The following is a 15,810-nucleotide window of genomic DNA, read 5'->3' as shown; positions in this document are numbered from 1 at the left end:
CCTGATTATTCAGGCCCGACTACTGCGGGCATGACAGGGTGTAGAGAATGCAAGGCAACAAACAGAGCGCATTGGCACAACGGCTGCGAGCCTTGCGCCAGGCGCGCGCGTGGACCCTGAAGCAGGCGGCCGAGGCCACCGGCGTGTCCGCGTCGACCCTGTCAAAGATCGAGAACAGCCTGCTGTCCCCCACCTATGACAACCTGATCAAGATCGCCGCCGGCCTGGACCTGGACGTCGCCGAACTCTTCACCGCGTCCGACGCCCACATGGGCACCGGCCGCCGCAGCCTCAGCCGCCAGGGCGAAGGCCGCCAATACGAAACCCCGTATTACGACCACCGCCTGCTGTGCACCGCGCTGTCCCACAAGCGCATGATGCCATTCCACACGCGCGTCAAGGCCCGCTCCTTCGACGAGTTCCAGGACTGGAGCCGCCATGGGGGAGAGGAATTTGTCTATGTGCTGGAGGGAGAGGTGCAGCTCTATACCGAGTTCTATGAACCCGCGCGGTTAAAGGCGGGGGAGAGCTTCTATATAGACAGCCGCATGGGGCACCGGGTGATCAGCCTGAGCCCGGAGGATGCGATCGTGCTGTGGGTGTCCACGCATACGGACATTGGCGAGGAGTAGGGGGAGCCCGGCTAGAGGCGGCAAACTTTTTTCCGCAACAGGGTAAAATGCGCGGCCCGGACAGGTTCCGGGCGTCTTCACACCGCGCGGCAGTAGCTCAGCTGGATAGAGCACGGGCCTTCTAAGCCTGAGGTCGGGGGTTCGAGCCCCTCCTGCCGCGCCAGAATGGCTAGGAAAATCAAGCCATTGCGTGTCCTTGAAGTTCGTTAAGAAAGCAATCATTAGAATAAAAATGCTTGCGTTAGAACTTCACTCTGTCGCAGAGGCCTTCTTCACCAACCGTCTGTCGTAGTGTTTGTGTGTTGTCGCCGGGTTCGCATGAGCGGCGAAATCATACGCATCGTGGTCACGGTTTTGGATCTTTGTCGTGATCGCTGCGGGGCGCACATCCTGCAGGCTGAAGTAGAGCGCATGTTCCGTCAGGGTCGGCTCCGTTACGCCTTCGTCAAGCGTCCTAATCCACGCCAGTTGCGCGTCCTTCCAACTCGACGCCCAGCCATGCCGCGCCGAACAGCACAACCTTTCGGACCGCTTCGCCGGCCACAGGGGCGCTTGCCAGGTCTCGGATGAGCCGCGCCGCGGCCGCGCGCAGTCGTCAAAGTCAGGATCGGATGACATGAGGCGACCTATCAGCCGGTCAGCTTCTGGGATGCCTGTGTCTTGCGGCACGTCGGGTACAGGGGCGCTCGCCAGGGCAGCGCGGAATGCTTGTACCGAAATTTCGATGGCCAAATTTGGATGAACCTTGACGGCCTTCCCGATGGCGTCGAACAGGGCTTGATAATCGTATTGCGACAGCGCCGCCCGCTCATCGGCTACATGGGCGCGCAGCTTGGACAGCGCCTTGTGGGCTTCGTACATCAGGAGCGTCACGGAGTCTTCGCCTCCGTGCAGCCGATCCACTGGTAGAGCCGCGCGATGACGGTTTCCGGGCTTTGGTAGCCATGTTCGATCACTACGCTGAAGCGCCCATCGGTGTCGACGCGGCCGAATTCAAACGCGTGGTGCTTGCTCAGATCCGGCTGACCACTGGGGGCGGGGTGCGACGTTTCGAGCGTGCCCAGGGCTGCGCCCAAGAGATTACGGAGGGGAGGCGACCCTTGGCGTCCTTGATGAACGCCAGTTCCTCGGGGCGCATGGCTTCCTGTTTGGGGTCTGCCCAGCGCAGGCGCCGACGCGGCAGCGGGACCGGGGGCGTCCAGCCGGTGCGATCCCTCAAAATGAAGTCGATCCCGTTCATACGATCGCCCGCAGCAGCCAGCCCATGATCTGCGGGAAGAAGAAAAAGAACGCGGCCAGCGCCAGGCTGGCCGGCCATGCCCACAGCGGGATATCCGCGTCGTCGTTCCAGTTGCCCTTGCCCGCGTGGTCACGGGGCGCTATGAGGTCGCCAAGCCTGCGGGCTACTTGCTTGATGGTGATGGGAGGACGGTGGCACACCGGGGGCGCACCGGGGGCGCGCTTGCGCTGATGGTGTTCATGTCGGGTTCCAGGGATCTGCCGCGGCGTGGCGGCGGGAGAGGTGGTCGCCGAGGGGCGCCAGCACCAGCCGCGCGAACGCGAGCAGGCGCAGGCCCCAGGCGAGGGTTTCAGTTAAGGTCATGGGAATCTGCGCTGAGGCGCGCGGCTGTGTGGGAGTGCCGGTAACGTATTCCGGCGTCAGTTGGCTTCTGACCGTACCGTAGGCCTATCCGCGGCTTGCCAAGCCCAACCCTAAAGGCGCGGAGGCAATTTGCTTTATCACTCGTCTGCCAGCGAGTCGCATACACCTGGCCGGGTTGTTGCCGCAGGATAGGGCGCGGCTTTTCCAGCCCCTCTTCTGGTCCTTCAGCTTCGGAGAGCGGGCCGGTAGCCCGGGTAGATCCTGAAAGTCACTCTAAGCGCCGGGGATGTTGCGGCGCCGGTCCGCTCTCCGAAGCTGTCTCATGCTACCTCGGCAAGAAGAGTCGGAAAAACTGATGGTGTGCGAAGGGAAGTAGGTGGTACTGTGCTTTCGCACAGAGATCCTGCGGTAAGTGAGAAAGCGCCGCAGATCGTGCGAGGTTGGGCGTCTAGATGAAGGAGACCAATATGGCTTTCGGCATCACCAAACTATCTGCCGCCACCACTATCGCGGTCTTGTTCGGCGTCAGTCTTATTTATCTGTCGTTCACTACCGCAACGGTAGTTGATCCGCGCACGCTGAATGTCTTGGTTGCCATTACGGGGATGGTACTGGGATGGGGCATTGGGGTCGTAATTACCCCGTATTCCGCGAACGAAGAGTCTCGTTTTGCCGGTTACGCCAGAGCCTTCAGCGTGTTCGCTTCGGGCTATCTGGTCGGGAAGATAGACGCAGGCGTCTCCGCGCTGTTTAACCCTGACTTGTGGGCGAGTAATGCGTTCTTGGCGTTTCGCGTACTGCTCTTTGTGTGCTCGGTTCTTGTTGGGCTCTTGATCTCTTTTATGTACCGACAGTATGCGGGACAGCAGCTTGTGGGACGACCATAGGTCCGACCTCGGTGTACGGCTACTCGCTGATGTTGCTGCCGAAGTTACCTAAACAAACGCCTCCGTGTACTGTATGAACATACAGATGCCAAGGTTGTTTCAATTATGTAACATTGCATCCTCTACTGAAGACACGGCGATGCAATGGATCCGCAGCGGCAGAAAGAGGAATTTAACTATGCGTACATCTGCGCCCTCGCAGCGCGCGCCGGTGTAAACCGGGGCGATTTCCGCGTGGATAACGACAGCATCGATGTGACCTTCCAGGCTCAAGGGCACTTCGGCCCTGGGCGGCTGCGTAGTCCAATAATTCAGCTGCAGTTGAAGTGCTCTGCTCGGGATCTGATTGTCGACGACACCATTAGGTACCCGCTCCCAGTTAAGAACTACAACGACCTGCGCGGGGATGATGTAGTGGCGCCGCGCTACCTCGCTGTAATGCTGGTGCCCGACAACATCGACGACTGGATCGCTCACAACGATAGTCATTTGGCGCTTTATCATTCCTGCTACTGGCTGTCACTTCGAGACGCCGGACCGACTAACAATGAAGCTACGGTGACGGTGTCTATCCCGTTGGCTCAGCGCCTTACTCATGACACTCTTACAGAAATGCTGCAACGCGCGAGCGCGGGAGAGTCATTGTGACCATGAGCGCCAACGCGGATTTCCGCGCCATACGTGTCACGGCGGCACAACTGCGGACTTACCTAGAACTTAAGCAATGGTTTGAGGACGGCAAGATTAGAGGCGTCGCTACAATTTGGCATCGACAAAACGATCCAGATGCCGAGGTCGTACTTCCGTCCCCTATCGCTAAGGATCACGATCAACGCCTTAGAGAAGCCATCGCATCTATTGCGGCGGCTGAAAACCGAACCATTCGCCACGTCGAAGAGGACATCGGGCGCATTTTTGCAAATGTAGTCAGCGTGCGCGTGATTCACCCCGACACGCGAGACGGAACTATTCCCATCAATGATGGGGTCCTTCTGATCCAGAACGCGAAGGAACTACTGCTTTCTGCTGCGCTCGCCCTTCGCGCCAAGCGAAAGCAGTTCACGGGTAAGATCGCAGCGGATGCTCGGGCGTACATTGATGGTCTGCTCTTGGGACAGACGGAGATCGGCAGCTATGTGGTCAACGTGATTGCGCCTGTGATTGAAGAGCCGTCGGTCAATGATCAAACGGCCGACCCGGTCCCGCTTGCTCAGGCAGTCACACAAAGTCTGATCTCCGCACTCGACGCACTTGAAACGGCGAGCTTCGAGTTTGATGACAAGCAGAATTTGCGCGTGTTCGACGACGCGATTCTGGGCGGCGCAAGTGCCAACATGTGCGACGCCCTTTTGGGTCTTAGCGGAACAAATCGGAACCGCAGCTTTGAGATCAAAGTTGCTGCTCAGATGGGACTCCTCTTCGAAACTGAGCCCCGGACGTTTAAGTTCGATCCCGCCCAGTTAGGTATTCTTACCAAAGCGGCGTCCTACTACAAAGACGACTACATTCTTGAGAATCGCACACTCACAGGGTTCGTCAAAAATCTGAGCAGACCGCAGGGCGAAAAGCTTGGAACGGCAACCATACAATGCAGGGTCGACGACGTAGACAGACTCGTGAAGGTGGACCTTGAAGGCGACGACTATCACAATGCCGTGCGGGCCCATGACGAACAAACATACGTACGTGTCAGCGGGGATGTTCATATCCTAAGCCGTAGCGCTCGCCTATTGCGCCCACACAGTTTTGCCGTGCTAGACCAACCCGACCTGCTTTGAGCATGTCCCGAGTAGCTGGAGAACGAACTCAAGTTTTTTCGCCACATTACCGAACTATGTGCCGCGGACTTGAACCTTCGGCCCGTCCAGACCGGCCGTCACTACTATTAAGAACTCCGTGTCGACGACATTTCCAATGGCGTCCACACACTTCGCAAGCAAAACAAACTGTCCTGACGTTGAGTAATCTAGCGCGACCGAAAATCCCAGAGACGCATCTCGGCGTAGGGTTGACTGCATCAGCGGGGACAGCCCTTCTAGAACGGGCGTCACAGACATTTCTAGTTGGAATGCGTCGGCCCCCAGATTCACCAAATCAAAGCTCTGCGTCAGCACTTGTCCGTTACCAACAGACATTCGCTTACGCAATTCCAAAAAGGGCCGGTTTGCAATCCGGTACCGTTCCTGCTCGCCCTCGAGTGTCTTTAGCTGAGCTGCCACTCGTTCGCGGCTGACCGCCACTAACAGCTGCTGCTGCGCTACGGAATTGCGTAACTCTTCGGCCTGGAGCTGTAGAGCTCTAGTGCTCTGCTTGAGTTCCTCCCCTTGCTGAAAATAGCCAAGAATCAGCCAGAGAAGCGCTAACGGCCCAACCACGCCAGCAAGGAAGTCCCCCAGCTCGTTCGGCTTGATGTCCGCAAACTGATTCCATTGCCCCCAACCCAGCCAGGCAGCGGAAACCAGATAGGCCACTGTAATTGCAATCCCGAGCCGGGTCAGCCTTCTGTTCATCGCTCGTCCTCCAAGTGCCCGGATTCTAATTAGAGCGATTCATCTACGCAATTCAACAGCGCTTTTGCGCGCCCCTTGCTCGGGGCTTCCGTAACCGTCGTTTCCTGGCCCACGAGCCCACAAACCCTGGAGCAATGCCATGCTCGAAGGACTCGTACGCTTCATCGAAGAACTGATCGACGTCTTTAGCTTTATCGAGGCGAGTCGCAGCATCAGGCTTTTCACCTCTTGCTTGAACATGCAGAGGCATAGAACCGCAATCAGTCCGACCACGACTGGCCAAGACAGAAACAGCTTCAGGTATTCCAAAACAACTAGCGCCATGCTCCCTCCGTTTTGATGGCCGAGTGCCGATCATCATAAGGGCCTTGACCGCCCTCAGTTCCGCCAGCCTCCGGGGCGCTCGGATAAGGGGGTGAAGTAGGACATATAGCGTTAGAACTGATGGCTGCAAAGCTGCATATAAGCGTAGCCCATAACAGGGATTTGTTCTAACGCAGATTACAAAGACGCGCGTGAAATCAAGGCGTTAGATTGGTTTCCTACGGGCCTTCTAAGCCCGGGGTCGGGGGTTCGAGCCCCTCCTGCCGCGCCAGAATGGCCCAGTTAAATCAGCTGTTTGGCTGTTGTGTGAGTCGTCAACGAGGCAATCATCAGAATATAAGCGCCTCTGACGACGCCGCTAATCGCGGAGCGGGTAATGGCCATCGAGCCGACAGACTCCCACTGGCATATCTCGACAGATACCGTGAAGTGACCTCCCACGCCCGCCGTGCCTGTTCAAGCGGCTTTCGCGTGCCTTGGCCCTGCTCAGCCATGTTTGATCTCCGCCCGACCCCGCGAACGATTCGACTCGACCCGTCCCCTCTATCGACGTCTCATTGTCAGCCCAACCCAACACCGCCGCCGCACAAAAATATAGTGGATTAAATCAACTAATAAGCCTATAGTCGCTCCGTGGCCGCGGTTTCTTGCGGTCACAGCAACCGACCGATCAGGAGCAGGCATGACCCGGACTTATCACACGATTCTGTTTGACGTGCAGGACCATGTCGCCACGGTGACGTTGAACCGGCCCGAGAGTCGTAACGCGCTCAGCTCGCAGATGTGCGCGGAGCTGGTGCATGTCATGGAGGCGATTGCTGCCGATCCCGGCGTGCATGTGGCGCTGATCATGGGCAACGGTCCGGCCTTTTGCGCGGGCGCTGACCTCAAGGAGCGCAAGACCATGAACAGCCAGGAGATGACGGCGCGCCGCGTTCAGGGTTTTGCCGCCTATGCCGCCATTGAACGTCTGCCGCAGCCTGTGGTGGCGGTAGTCCACGGTCCGGCGTTTGGTTCGGGTTGCGAGATCGCGGGCGCCTGCGACTTTGTGTTGGCCTCCAGCGAGGCCGTGTTCTGCTACCCAGAAGTGGGTTGGGGAACGGTGGGCGCGACGCAGCGTTTGCCGCGTATTGCCGGCGCTCGCAAGGCCAAGGAGCTGTTGTTTACCGGCCGCCGGTTCGACGCCGCCGAGGCGCGCGAGATCGGGCTGGTCAACCATGTGTATGCGCCCGATGCGCTGCACCGGGAAGCGCTGGCGATGGCGGCTGCCATGTCCCGGGCCCAGCCGCTGACGATGCGGCTGACCAAACGCAGCATCGACCAGGGGCTTGCCACGACGCGCGAAGGCGCGATGGCCATCGAACTGCTGGCTATCGAGGAAAACCTGCGCGGCACGGATTGGCAAGGTGCGATTGCCGGCTTTGGCAAGGAGCCGCAGGCATGAAGACGATGACGCTGGCGGCCGTATTGGCGCAGACGGTGGCGGCGCGAGGCCAGCAAGAGGCCTTTGTCGCCCCGGGCGAACGTTTCAGCTGGGATGAACTGGCCGCCGGGGCGCGGCTGCGCGCGCAGGCGCTGTATGCGGCCGGTGTGCGCCGAGGCGACCATGTCGGCATCTTTCTCGGCAATGGCGGCGACTGGCTGCAGCTGTTTTACGCGTGCGCCCTGATAGGCGCGGTGACGGTGCCGGTCAATACGCGGTTCAAGACGGAAGAACTGGCGTTCTGCCTGCAACAGGCAGACGTCAAGCTGTTGCTGACGGCCGATACGTTTCTGGGCATCGACTTCCTGGATCTGCTGCAAACGGTGGAGCCAGCCCTGGCTGAACGCCTGCCAGGCGCGGCGCTGCCGAGGCTGGAGAAAGTGGTGGTGCTGGGTGATCGCAGTCTGCCGGGCACGACCGCCTGGGCAGACTTCATCGAAGGCGCAACCCGTGCGGATGCCGCCGGCTTTGATGCCGCGGTGCGCGCCGTCAGCAGCGACGATGTGCTGCTGATTCAATACACGTCGGGCACGACGTCCTTTCCGAAGGGCGTCATGCTCAGCCATGCCAATATGCTGGGCAACGCCGTGGCGGTGGCGCAGCGCATGGGCGTGCGGCCGGAAGATCGCTATTTCAGTATCCGGCCTTACTTCCACGTGGCGGGCACCACGCTGTCCATTCTGGTGAGTCTGGTGACGGGATGCTGCCTGCTGACCTTGCCGCGATTTGAAGTGGGCGACGCCTTGCGCATGCTGGACGAGGAGCGCTGCACGCTGACGTCGGGCAACGACACCATCTTCCTGATGCTGATGGGGCACCCCGATTTCGACCGGCAGCGGATCCATTTGCGAGGCGGCTGGGCCGCGGCGGGTCCCGAGGTGATGCAGAAGATCCGCGATGTCATGGGCGTGCCCTCGGTGTGCAACGCCTATGGGCAATCGGAGGCCTCGCCCAATATCGTCATGTCGGCCTGGGACGATGCGTTTTCGCTGCGCGCGCAGGGCTGGGCCCTGCCGCATCCCGGCATGGAAATCCGTTTGGTCGATCCGGCCACCGGCGCGGTGGTGGCGCCTGGCGGGCAAGGCGAGATCCAGGCGCGTGGCTGGAGCGTGATGAAGGGCTATTACAAGATGCCCGAGGCAACCGCTCGCGCACTGAGCGCGGATGGTTGGCTTAGCACCGGCGACCTGGGAGAAATGGATGCCGAGGGCCGCTTGCGCATGGTGGGCCGCTTGAAGGACATGTTCCGGGTCGGTGGCGAAAACGTGGCGCCCGCCGAGGTTGAAGAGGTCCTGCATGGTCATCCCGCCGTGCGCATGGCGCAGGTGGTGGGCGTGCCCGACGCGCGGCTGGGCGAAGTGCCGGCCGCCTTTGTACTGCTACGTGAAGACCAGCAGGCCGAGACCGCCGAGCTCATCGCCTGGTGCAAGAGCCGTTGCGCCAATTTCAAGGTGCCGCGCTATCTGGAAATCGTCGATACCTTTGAGAACATCGGCATGACCGGGAGCTCCAAGGTGCAGAAGAACAAGTTGCGCGCCCACGCGGTCAGTCTGTTCGGTCTGGGAGAAAAGCCATGACGCGCGACGTGGTGCTGTGCGAGTGTTTTGCCCGCGATGGCCTGCAGCACGAGCCGGATTTCATTGCGACCGGCGTCAAGACCGAATTGGTCGACGCGTTTGCGGCGCTGGGCTTCGAGCGGGTGGAGGCAACCTCGTATTCCAATCCGAAGGTGGTGCCGCAGTTTGCGGATGCCAGCGAGATGCTGGCCGCGCTGCCGCGACGTGACGGCGTCTGGTACAAGGCGACCTGCGCCAATGAGCGCGCGGTGCAGCGGGCGCTGGCCGATCTGGAGCAGGGGCAGGGCGCCAACGAGATCAGCTTGCTGGTATCTGCCAGCGAGTCGCATTCCGAGCGCAACCTGAAGCGCAGCCGCGCGGATCAATGGGACAACATCGCCGGCATGGCCGCGTTGGCCAGGGGCCGATTTCGCATGATCGGCACGATCTCGGTGGCGTTCGGATGCCCCTTCGAAGGCGCGGTTTCGGCGGATAGCGTGCTGCGCGACGCCGAGCGTTACGCCGCGCTGGGGGTGAACATCGTCACGCTGGGCGACACCACCGGCATGGCCACGCCGCAAACCGTGCGCCAGTTGTATGGCGCCCTGCAACGCGAATTCCCGCAGCTCACGCTGGTGGCCCATTTTCATGACACCCGCGCAACCGGTCTGGTGAATTACGTGGCGGCGCTGGACGCCGGCGTACGCTGGTTCGATTGCGCCGTGGGCGGCGTGGGGGGGCATCCGGCAAAGGTGAAGTATGGCGGGGGCCATACCGGCAATGTGGCGACCGAAGACCTGGTCAATCTGTTTGAATCCATGGGGGTGCGTACGGGCCTGGACCTGGACGCGCTGGCTGTCGTGTCACAGCGCTGCCGCGCGGTGCTGGGGCGCGACCTGCACAGCCGCGTGGCCGACAGCGGCTTTAATCCGCTGATCCGCGCGGGCGCTTGAGCGGCGTTTGTATATCATGCCCTCGTCACCGCAACCGCTCCAAGAGAACTCCATGGCAACTCGAAACAAGCTTTCCACGGGCCGAACCGCGCCCGCCGCGCTCAAGGAGCTGTTTTCCTATCGCTTGAACCGGCTGGCCTATGTGTCCAGCCGCATTGCGGCGGGCCTGAACGAAAGCCGCTATGGCGTGGGCCCGCGTGAGTGGCGGATCCTGGCCTTGTTGGGCGCCGCGCCCAATATGTCCTTGAACGCACTGGCTCGGGAAGCCAACATCGACAAAAGCCAGGCGAGCCGCACGGTGTCCGACCTGATCGACCGCGGCCTGATCGAGCGCTGCGCGGATGCCCAGGATGCGCGCGGGGTCAACCTGGACCTGACGCGCGCTGGAAAAAAGCTCTATCAAGAGATGTTTCCCGCTGCCGTTGAGCGTAACGAGGAGATGCTGGCCGTGCTGAGCGAAGACGAGCGCGAAGTACTGGAACGTGCCCTGGAAAAGATGACGACGCACATGCTGGACATGCTCAATGACTTGAAGGCCGAAGTGCCGGCCCGCCGCGGCCGCGGCGTCCAGCCGCGCTGAGACGATTGCCTGTCCAAGACAGGCTTTCTTTTATTCATAAAGTTGATTAAGTCAATTAAATAGAGGCAAAACCATGGCTGAATTGATTGTCGAGAACCAAGGCGCGGTGCGTCTGCTTCGGCTGAATCGCCCGGAGAAGCACAATGCGCTCAACACCGCCTTGACCGCCGGGTTGCTGGCCTCCCTGCGCGAAGCCGATCAGGATCCGGCGGTGCGCGCCATCGTGTTGACCGGCAATGGCAAGTCCTTTTGCGCGGGCGCGGATACGACGGAGTTCTCGGCGCTGACGCCCGAGCATCCCGAGGCCGTGCTGGCGCGCGCCAGCCTGACCACCGATCTGCATCTGGTCTTCTCGCGCATGTGCAAGCCTGTCATTGCCGCCGTGCATGGCAATGCGCTGGGCGGCGGCGCAGGACTTGCGCTGGCGTGCGACATGGTGGTGATGGCCGAGGACACGCGCTTTGGCTATCCCGAACTGCGTCACGGCATCGTGGCAGCCGTGGTGATGGCCAATCTGGTAAGGCAGCTGGGCCGCAAGCAGGCCTTCGAGCTGGTGGCCATGGCCGAGCCCATCGAAGGCCATCGGGCGGTGGCGTTGGGGTTGGCCAACCGGGCCGTGCCTGCCGCCGACGTCATGCCGCAGGCGCTGGCCTTTGCCGAGCGTCTTGCCGGGTGGGAAGCGGCGGCCATGGGCCTGACCAAGCGCGCGTTCCATCGGTGTGCGGACCTGGGGCTGGAAGACGCGCTGGGGGTGGGCCGCGATGCCAACGTCATCATGCGCGGTTTTCGTCAGGGGGCGTCGCGATGAAGCCGCTTGATGGCATCACCATCCTGGATTTGTCGCGGGTGCTGGCTTGCCCTTTTGCGTCGATGATCCTGGCCGAATTGGGCGCCACGGTGATCAAGGTCGAGCAGCCCGATGGCGGCGACGAGACACGCGGATTCGAACCCAAGGTGCACGGCGAGGACGGGGACGAGTCGGCCTATTACCTGGCCTTCAACCGCAGCAAGCAATCGATCACCGTCAATTTCCGCAAGCCCGAGGGCCAGGAGGTGATACGCCGGTTGGCGCAGGATGCCGATGTGGTGGTCGAGAATTTTCCGGTGGGCACCTTGGCGCGTTATGGCCTGGACAAGGCGCACATCGCGCCGGGAAACCCGGACTTGATCTATTTCTCTTGCACCGGCTTTGGGATGACCGGGCCGTACGCCCCGCGCAAGGGCTATGACACGGTGTTCCAGGCGATGGGCGGGATCATGAGTCTGACCGGCGAGCGCGATGGCGGACCGGTGAAGCCGGGATTGCCGGTGGCCGACCTGACCTCGGGCCTGTGGGCGGCGATTGGCATCTTGTCCGCCCTTGTCGGCCGCGAGCGTAGCGGGCGCGGGTGCCATATCGATTTCTCGATGCTGGACGGGCAGGTGGGTCTGTTGTCGCTGGCGGCGGCGCGCTATTTCGCCTTGGGAGAGGTGCCGCCGCGCATGGGCACGGAACATCCTGGCCGGGTGCCGTCGGCGGCATTTGAATGCCGCGATGGCAAATGGGTGCAGATCACCGGCAGTGATCAACACTGGAAGCCGCTGTGCGACCTTCTGGATCTGCTTCATTGGGGCGCGGATGCCGAATTGGCGCGCAATGCCGTGCGGGTAGCCCGCCGGGAGGAAGTCATGGCCGGTTTGCAGGCTGCCGTGGCCCGGCTGGATCGCGACGAGCTTTGCCGCCGTTGCGATGCCGCAGGCGTGCCGGCCGGGCCGATTCTGGATGTCGGCGAAATCCTGAATAACGAGCATGTCCGCGCGCGCGGCATGGTCTCGAGCTATGACCATCCCCGCATCGGCCGCTTTGGCGCGGTGCCGGTGCCCTTCAAGTTCGAGGGCTATGAAGATCCGCAGGTCGAACGTCCACCATTGCTGGGCGAGCATACCGACGAGGTATTGCGCGCAAGGCTGGGGCTGTCGGCCGAGGAAATCACGGCGTTAAGGCAGCTTGGCGCCATTTAGCAATACAAAAAAAGCATCCCGATGAGGATCAGGAGACAACGATGAAGACCTTGAAGCGATTGCTGTGCGGCCTGGCTGTCAGCATGATTTGCAGCGGTGCGAGCCTGGCGGCGGACGCCTACCCAGCCCAGCCGATCACGCTGGTCAATCCTTATGCCGCCGGCGGCCCGGCCGATGTGCTGGGACGCGCGCTGGCGCGCGAGTTGGAAAAACAGTTGGGAAAGCCGGTCATCGTGGAGAACAAGGCCGGGGGCGGGGCGGCGATCGGCGCAAATTTCGTGGCGCGGGCCAAGCCGGATGGCTATACCCTGCTGCTGGGGACGTCTGCCGCGCATGTCGTGACGCCTTTGATGCAGCGGACGGCTTACGACGGCATCAAGGATTTCGCCTTTGTGACCATCGTGGCCAACCAGCCCAATATGCTGGTCGTGCGTTCGTCCTTGCCGGTGTCCACCTTGCCGGAGCTGATCGCGCTGGCGCGCAAGGAACCGGGCAAGATCAACTACGCGTCGGCCGGTCCCGGCAGTTCTCCGCATCTGGGCGGCGAGCTGTTCCGTCAGCAGGCCAAGGTCGACATCATGCACATTCCCTATAGCGGCGCCGCGCCGGCCATCAATGATCTGGTGGGCGGGCAGGTAGATATGGCGGTCCTGAACCTGGCGGCCAGCGTGCAGTTCATCCGCAGCGGAAAACTGAAGGCCCTGGCGTATGCCAACCCCAAGCGTTCGGCGCTGTTTCCCGATGTGCCTACCTTGGCTGAAGCAGGGGTGAACGGCGCCGAGTCGGCGTCGTGGTACAGCCTGGCCGCGCCCAAGGGCACGCCGCAAGCGGTGCTTGAGAAATTGAACAAGGCCGTGCAGGCCGTGAACCAGTCGCCGGAGTATCGCAAGCTGATGGACGCCCAGGGTGTGGAGCTCTGGACCCTGACGCCGCAGGAAGCCACTCAATACGTGGAGAAAGACCAGCTTGCGATGCGCAAGCTGGTGGACAGTGCTGGCCTGACGAAGAAATAGGGCGCGCGCGGGGCGGCGGACTTGCGCTTCACCCCAGCGCGCTAAGCCGCCGTATCGCAACCAGCGTCTCTTGAACCAGGCGCTGCATCAACTCGGCGGCCGGCACCAAGTCGCCGATCAGTCCCGCGCTTTGACCGGCTTCGACCTTGCCCAGGTCGATATTGCCTTCCAGCGCGGCCTGCTTCAACGTGCTTTGCGCGAACAAGCCGTCCAGTGCTTCGTCGCTGCTGGTGCGTTCGGCGTCCAGGTACTGCTGGGCAAAAGCGTTGCGCAGCATGCGTACCGGAGAGCGGCCGCGGCCGACCAAGGTGGTGTCGCTGATGCCGGCGGCCATCACGGCCGCTTTGTAATCGGCGTGTACGCTCGCCTCGGGCGTCAGCAGGAAGCGCGTTCCCAGTTGCGCGCCAGCCGCGCCCAGGCACAGCGCCGCGGCGATTCCGGCGCCGTCCGCGATGCCGCCTGCGGCGACGACCGGCAGGTCCACGCGCTGCACCGTTGCACGCAGCAGCACCTGTGTGGTGATCTCGTCCGGGCCAGGGTGCCCGCCCGCTTCCAGGCCCACCGCGATCACGCCATCCACGCCAGCCGCTTGGGCTTTCTCGGCGTGGATGGGGCTGGCAATGACCTGCAGCCATTTCATCCCGGCATCGTGCACGCGGGCCAGATGCTCTCGCGGGCCGCCTTGCGAGGCAATGATGACCGGTGCGCCTTCGGCGATGGCGATGTCCAGGTGTTCGCGCGCGCGCTTGTTGTACAGCGGAATGTTGACCGCGTAGGGCGCGTCGGTCAGGGTGCGCAGCTTGCGCAGCGCAGCTTGCAACGCCTCCGGGTACATCGGGCCGGATGCCACCACGCCCAGGCCGCCGGCGGCCGACACGGCGGCAGCCAGTTCCGCGTTGGAAGACGCCCAGCTCATGCCGGCTTGAATGATGGGGTATCGGATACCCAGAAGGTGGGTCAGCGGGGTTTGCAAGGTCATGATGGCGTCTCGTCCGAAAGCAACCATTCTCGGACAAGTCGTTGAGTTAATCAACTAAATCGCAACGTCAACCCGTCAAATTCACCGTCGCCCCATGCCGAACCACGCGCTTGGCCAAATCCCCGCCCACCCAGTAAGCCAACTCTGCCGGATGCGCAATATCCCAAGCGACAAAATCCGCCATCTTGCCCGCCTCCAGCATCCCGCGCGTCGCTGACAAGCCCAACGCCCGGGCACCATTCGCCGTCACGCCAGCCAGCGCCTCCTCCGGCGTCATCCGGAATAACGTGCACGCCATGCTCAGCATCAGGCGCAGCGACAGCACGGGCGACGTCCCGGGATTCAGATCCGTCGAAATGGCGATGGGTACGCCGTGTTGGCGCAGCAGATCCAGCGGCGGCAGTTGTGTCTCGCGCAGAGCGTAAAAGGCCCCAGGCAACAGCACCGCCACCGTACCCGCTTTGGCCATCGCCCGCGCATCCGATTCGGTCAGGTACTCCAGATGATCCGCTGACAGCGCCCCATGGCGCGCCGCCAGGCTTGCGCCGTGCAGCGAAGACAGTTGCTCGGCATGCAGCTTGACGGGCAGGTTCAGCCGTGCCGCGGCCTGAAACACGCGCTCCACCTGAGCGGGCGTGAACGCCAGATGTTCGCAGAAGGCGTCGACGGCATCGACCAGGCCCTCGGCCGCCAGGGCGGGCAGCATACGCGCTGCAACGTCGTCGATGTAGTCGTCCGCGCGGCCTTGGAACTCGGGCGGCAGCGCGTGTGCGGCCAGACAGGTTGCCAGCACGGTCAGGGGCAGCGTCTGGCCCAGGCGCCGGGCCACGCGCAGCATCTTGCGTTCGTTTTCCAGATCGAGCCCGTAGCCGGATTTGATCTCCAGCGTGGTGACGCCATCGCGCAGCAGTTGCCGGGCGCGGCGGCGGGCGCTGGCGTAGAGCTCGTCTTCGGTGGCCGCGCGCGTGGCGCGTACGGTGCTGGCGATGCCGCCGCCCTGGGCGGCGATGGTGGCGTAGTCGACGCCTTGCAGGCGTTGCTCGAACTCCCGGCTGCGGTCGCCGCCGAACACCAGGTGAGTGTGGCAGTCGATGAGGCCCGGCGTGACCCACGCGCCGCCCAGGTCATGCACGTGCGCGGCGTCGACGTTTGGCAATTCGGCTTCGGGACCGATCCATTCGATGCGATCGGCGCGGGTCACGATGGCCGCGTGTTCGATGATGGAATACGCGCCACCCGCCATCGTGGCCGCGTGGCAGTGCCGCCAGACTTGTCTCATGCACTTCTCC

The 15,810-nt window shown here is 62.2% G+C and carries 18 protein-coding genes and 1 tRNA gene; 12 read left to right on the top strand and 7 right to left on the bottom strand.

The window, feature by feature from the left end; genetic code table 11:
- Positions 1–47: 47 nt before the first annotated feature.
- Positions 48–632 carry a helix-turn-helix domain-containing protein gene (locus HV786_RS09225; protein ID WP_056323144.1) on the top strand — a complete coding sequence of 195 codons (585 nt, stop codon included), beginning with the start codon at positions 48–50 and terminating at the stop codon, positions 630–632.
- A gap of 86 nt (positions 633–718) precedes the next feature.
- Positions 719–795 (top strand) — tRNA-Arg (locus tag HV786_RS09220).
- Positions 796–881: 86 nt separating this feature from the next.
- Here the strand turns inward: HV786_RS09220 and HV786_RS09215 are convergent.
- The 4 genes from HV786_RS09215 to HV786_RS27445 all read right to left on the bottom strand — a co-directional run bounded on the left by HV786_RS09215 (position 882) and on the right by HV786_RS27445 (position 2,235).
- Complete coding sequence (locus HV786_RS09215) at positions 882–1,505, bottom strand: hypothetical protein (RefSeq protein ID WP_128829164.1); 624 nt, start codon at positions 1,503–1,505, stop codon at positions 882–884.
- A complete protein-coding gene (locus tag HV786_RS09210) occupies positions 1,502–1,708 on the bottom strand; it encodes a hypothetical protein (RefSeq protein ID WP_128829165.1) in 207 nt (68 codons plus the stop codon). Before HV786_RS09210 ends, HV786_RS09215 begins: the two co-directional genes overlap by 4 nt.
- A 160-nt stretch (positions 1,709–1,868) precedes the next feature.
- Positions 1,869–2,072 carry a hypothetical protein gene (locus HV786_RS09205; protein WP_128829166.1) on the bottom strand — a complete coding sequence of 68 codons (204 nt, stop codon included), beginning with the start codon at positions 2,070–2,072 and terminating at the stop codon, positions 1,869–1,871.
- Between the two features lie 37 nt (positions 2,073–2,109).
- Entirely contained in the window at positions 2,110–2,235 is a 126-nt protein-coding gene (locus HV786_RS27445) for a hypothetical protein (RefSeq protein WP_256387878.1), read from the bottom strand.
- Between the two features lie 467 nt (positions 2,236–2,702).
- Here HV786_RS27445 and HV786_RS09200 point away from each other — a divergent pair, with 467 nt between their 5' ends.
- The 3 genes from HV786_RS09200 to HV786_RS09190 all read left to right on the top strand — a co-directional run bounded on the left by HV786_RS09200 (position 2,703) and on the right by HV786_RS09190 (position 4,900).
- Positions 2,703–3,122, top strand: coding sequence for a hypothetical protein (locus tag HV786_RS09200; protein ID WP_128829167.1), 420 nt, complete (start codon positions 2,703–2,705; stop codon positions 3,120–3,122).
- Between the two features lie 144 nt (positions 3,123–3,266).
- A complete protein-coding gene (locus tag HV786_RS09195; RefSeq protein ID WP_128829168.1) occupies positions 3,267–3,770 on the top strand; it encodes a DUF4365 domain-containing protein in 504 nt (167 codons plus the stop codon).
- A 2-nt stretch (positions 3,771–3,772) separates the two neighbouring features.
- Positions 3,773–4,900: a hypothetical protein gene (locus HV786_RS09190; protein WP_128829169.1), complete on the top strand. Its 1,128-nt coding sequence runs from the start codon at positions 3,773–3,775 to the stop codon at positions 4,898–4,900.
- A 54-nt stretch (positions 4,901–4,954) separates the two neighbouring features.
- On the opposite strand, the gene HV786_RS09185 is transcribed toward HV786_RS09190, so the two are convergent.
- Positions 4,955–5,632 (bottom strand): hypothetical protein, encoded by a 678-nt coding sequence (locus tag HV786_RS09185; protein WP_128829170.1) that lies wholly within the window; start codon positions 5,630–5,632, stop codon positions 4,955–4,957.
- A 1,006-nt stretch (positions 5,633–6,638) separates the two neighbouring features.
- On the opposite strand from HV786_RS09185, the gene HV786_RS09180 reads away from it, so the two are divergent.
- The 7 genes from HV786_RS09180 to HV786_RS09150 all read left to right on the top strand — a co-directional run bounded on the left by HV786_RS09180 (position 6,639) and on the right by HV786_RS09150 (position 13,542).
- Positions 6,639–7,400, top strand: coding sequence for an enoyl-CoA hydratase/isomerase family protein (locus tag HV786_RS09180; protein ID WP_128829171.1), 762 nt, complete (start codon positions 6,639–6,641; stop codon positions 7,398–7,400).
- Positions 7,397–9,016 (top strand): AMP-binding protein, encoded by a 1,620-nt coding sequence (locus HV786_RS09175; RefSeq protein WP_128829172.1) that lies wholly within the window; start codon positions 7,397–7,399, stop codon positions 9,014–9,016. Before HV786_RS09180 ends, HV786_RS09175 begins: the two co-directional genes overlap by 4 nt.
- Positions 9,013–9,948: a hydroxymethylglutaryl-CoA lyase gene (locus HV786_RS09170; RefSeq protein ID WP_128829173.1), complete on the top strand. Its 936-nt coding sequence runs from the start codon at positions 9,013–9,015 to the stop codon at positions 9,946–9,948. Before HV786_RS09175 ends, HV786_RS09170 begins: the two co-directional genes overlap by 4 nt.
- Positions 9,949–10,000: 52 nt before the next feature.
- Entirely contained in the window at positions 10,001–10,528 is a 528-nt protein-coding gene (locus tag HV786_RS09165) for a MarR family winged helix-turn-helix transcriptional regulator (protein ID WP_128829174.1), read from the top strand.
- A gap of 73 nt (positions 10,529–10,601) precedes the next feature.
- Positions 10,602–11,336: an enoyl-CoA hydratase/isomerase family protein gene (locus HV786_RS09160; RefSeq protein ID WP_128829175.1), complete on the top strand. Its 735-nt coding sequence runs from the start codon at positions 10,602–10,604 to the stop codon at positions 11,334–11,336.
- Positions 11,333–12,529 (top strand): CaiB/BaiF CoA transferase family protein, encoded by a 1,197-nt coding sequence (locus HV786_RS09155; protein ID WP_175210582.1) that lies wholly within the window; start codon positions 11,333–11,335, stop codon positions 12,527–12,529. The genes HV786_RS09160 and HV786_RS09155 overlap by 4 nt, the downstream gene beginning before the upstream one ends.
- Positions 12,530–12,570: 41 nt before the next feature.
- Positions 12,571–13,542: a Bug family tripartite tricarboxylate transporter substrate binding protein gene (locus HV786_RS09150; protein WP_128829176.1), complete on the top strand. Its 972-nt coding sequence runs from the start codon at positions 12,571–12,573 to the stop codon at positions 13,540–13,542.
- Between the two features lie 28 nt (positions 13,543–13,570).
- Here the strand turns inward: HV786_RS09150 and HV786_RS09145 are convergent, their stop codons facing one another.
- Positions 13,571–14,521 (bottom strand): NAD(P)H-dependent flavin oxidoreductase, encoded by a 951-nt coding sequence (locus HV786_RS09145; RefSeq protein ID WP_175210580.1) that lies wholly within the window; start codon positions 14,519–14,521, stop codon positions 13,571–13,573.
- Positions 14,522–14,588: 67 nt separating this feature from the next.
- Complete coding sequence (gene hutI, locus HV786_RS09140; protein ID WP_175210572.1) at positions 14,589–15,800, bottom strand: imidazolonepropionase; 1,212 nt, start codon at positions 15,798–15,800, stop codon at positions 14,589–14,591.
- Positions 15,801–15,810: the final 10 nt, after the last annotated feature.

It is taken from the genome of Achromobacter mucicolens, from assembly GCF_902859725.1.
GTDB lineage: Bacteria > Pseudomonadota > Gammaproteobacteria > Burkholderiales > Burkholderiaceae_B > Achromobacter > Achromobacter mucicolens.
This window is presented reverse-complemented; position numbering and strand designations above follow the sequence as displayed.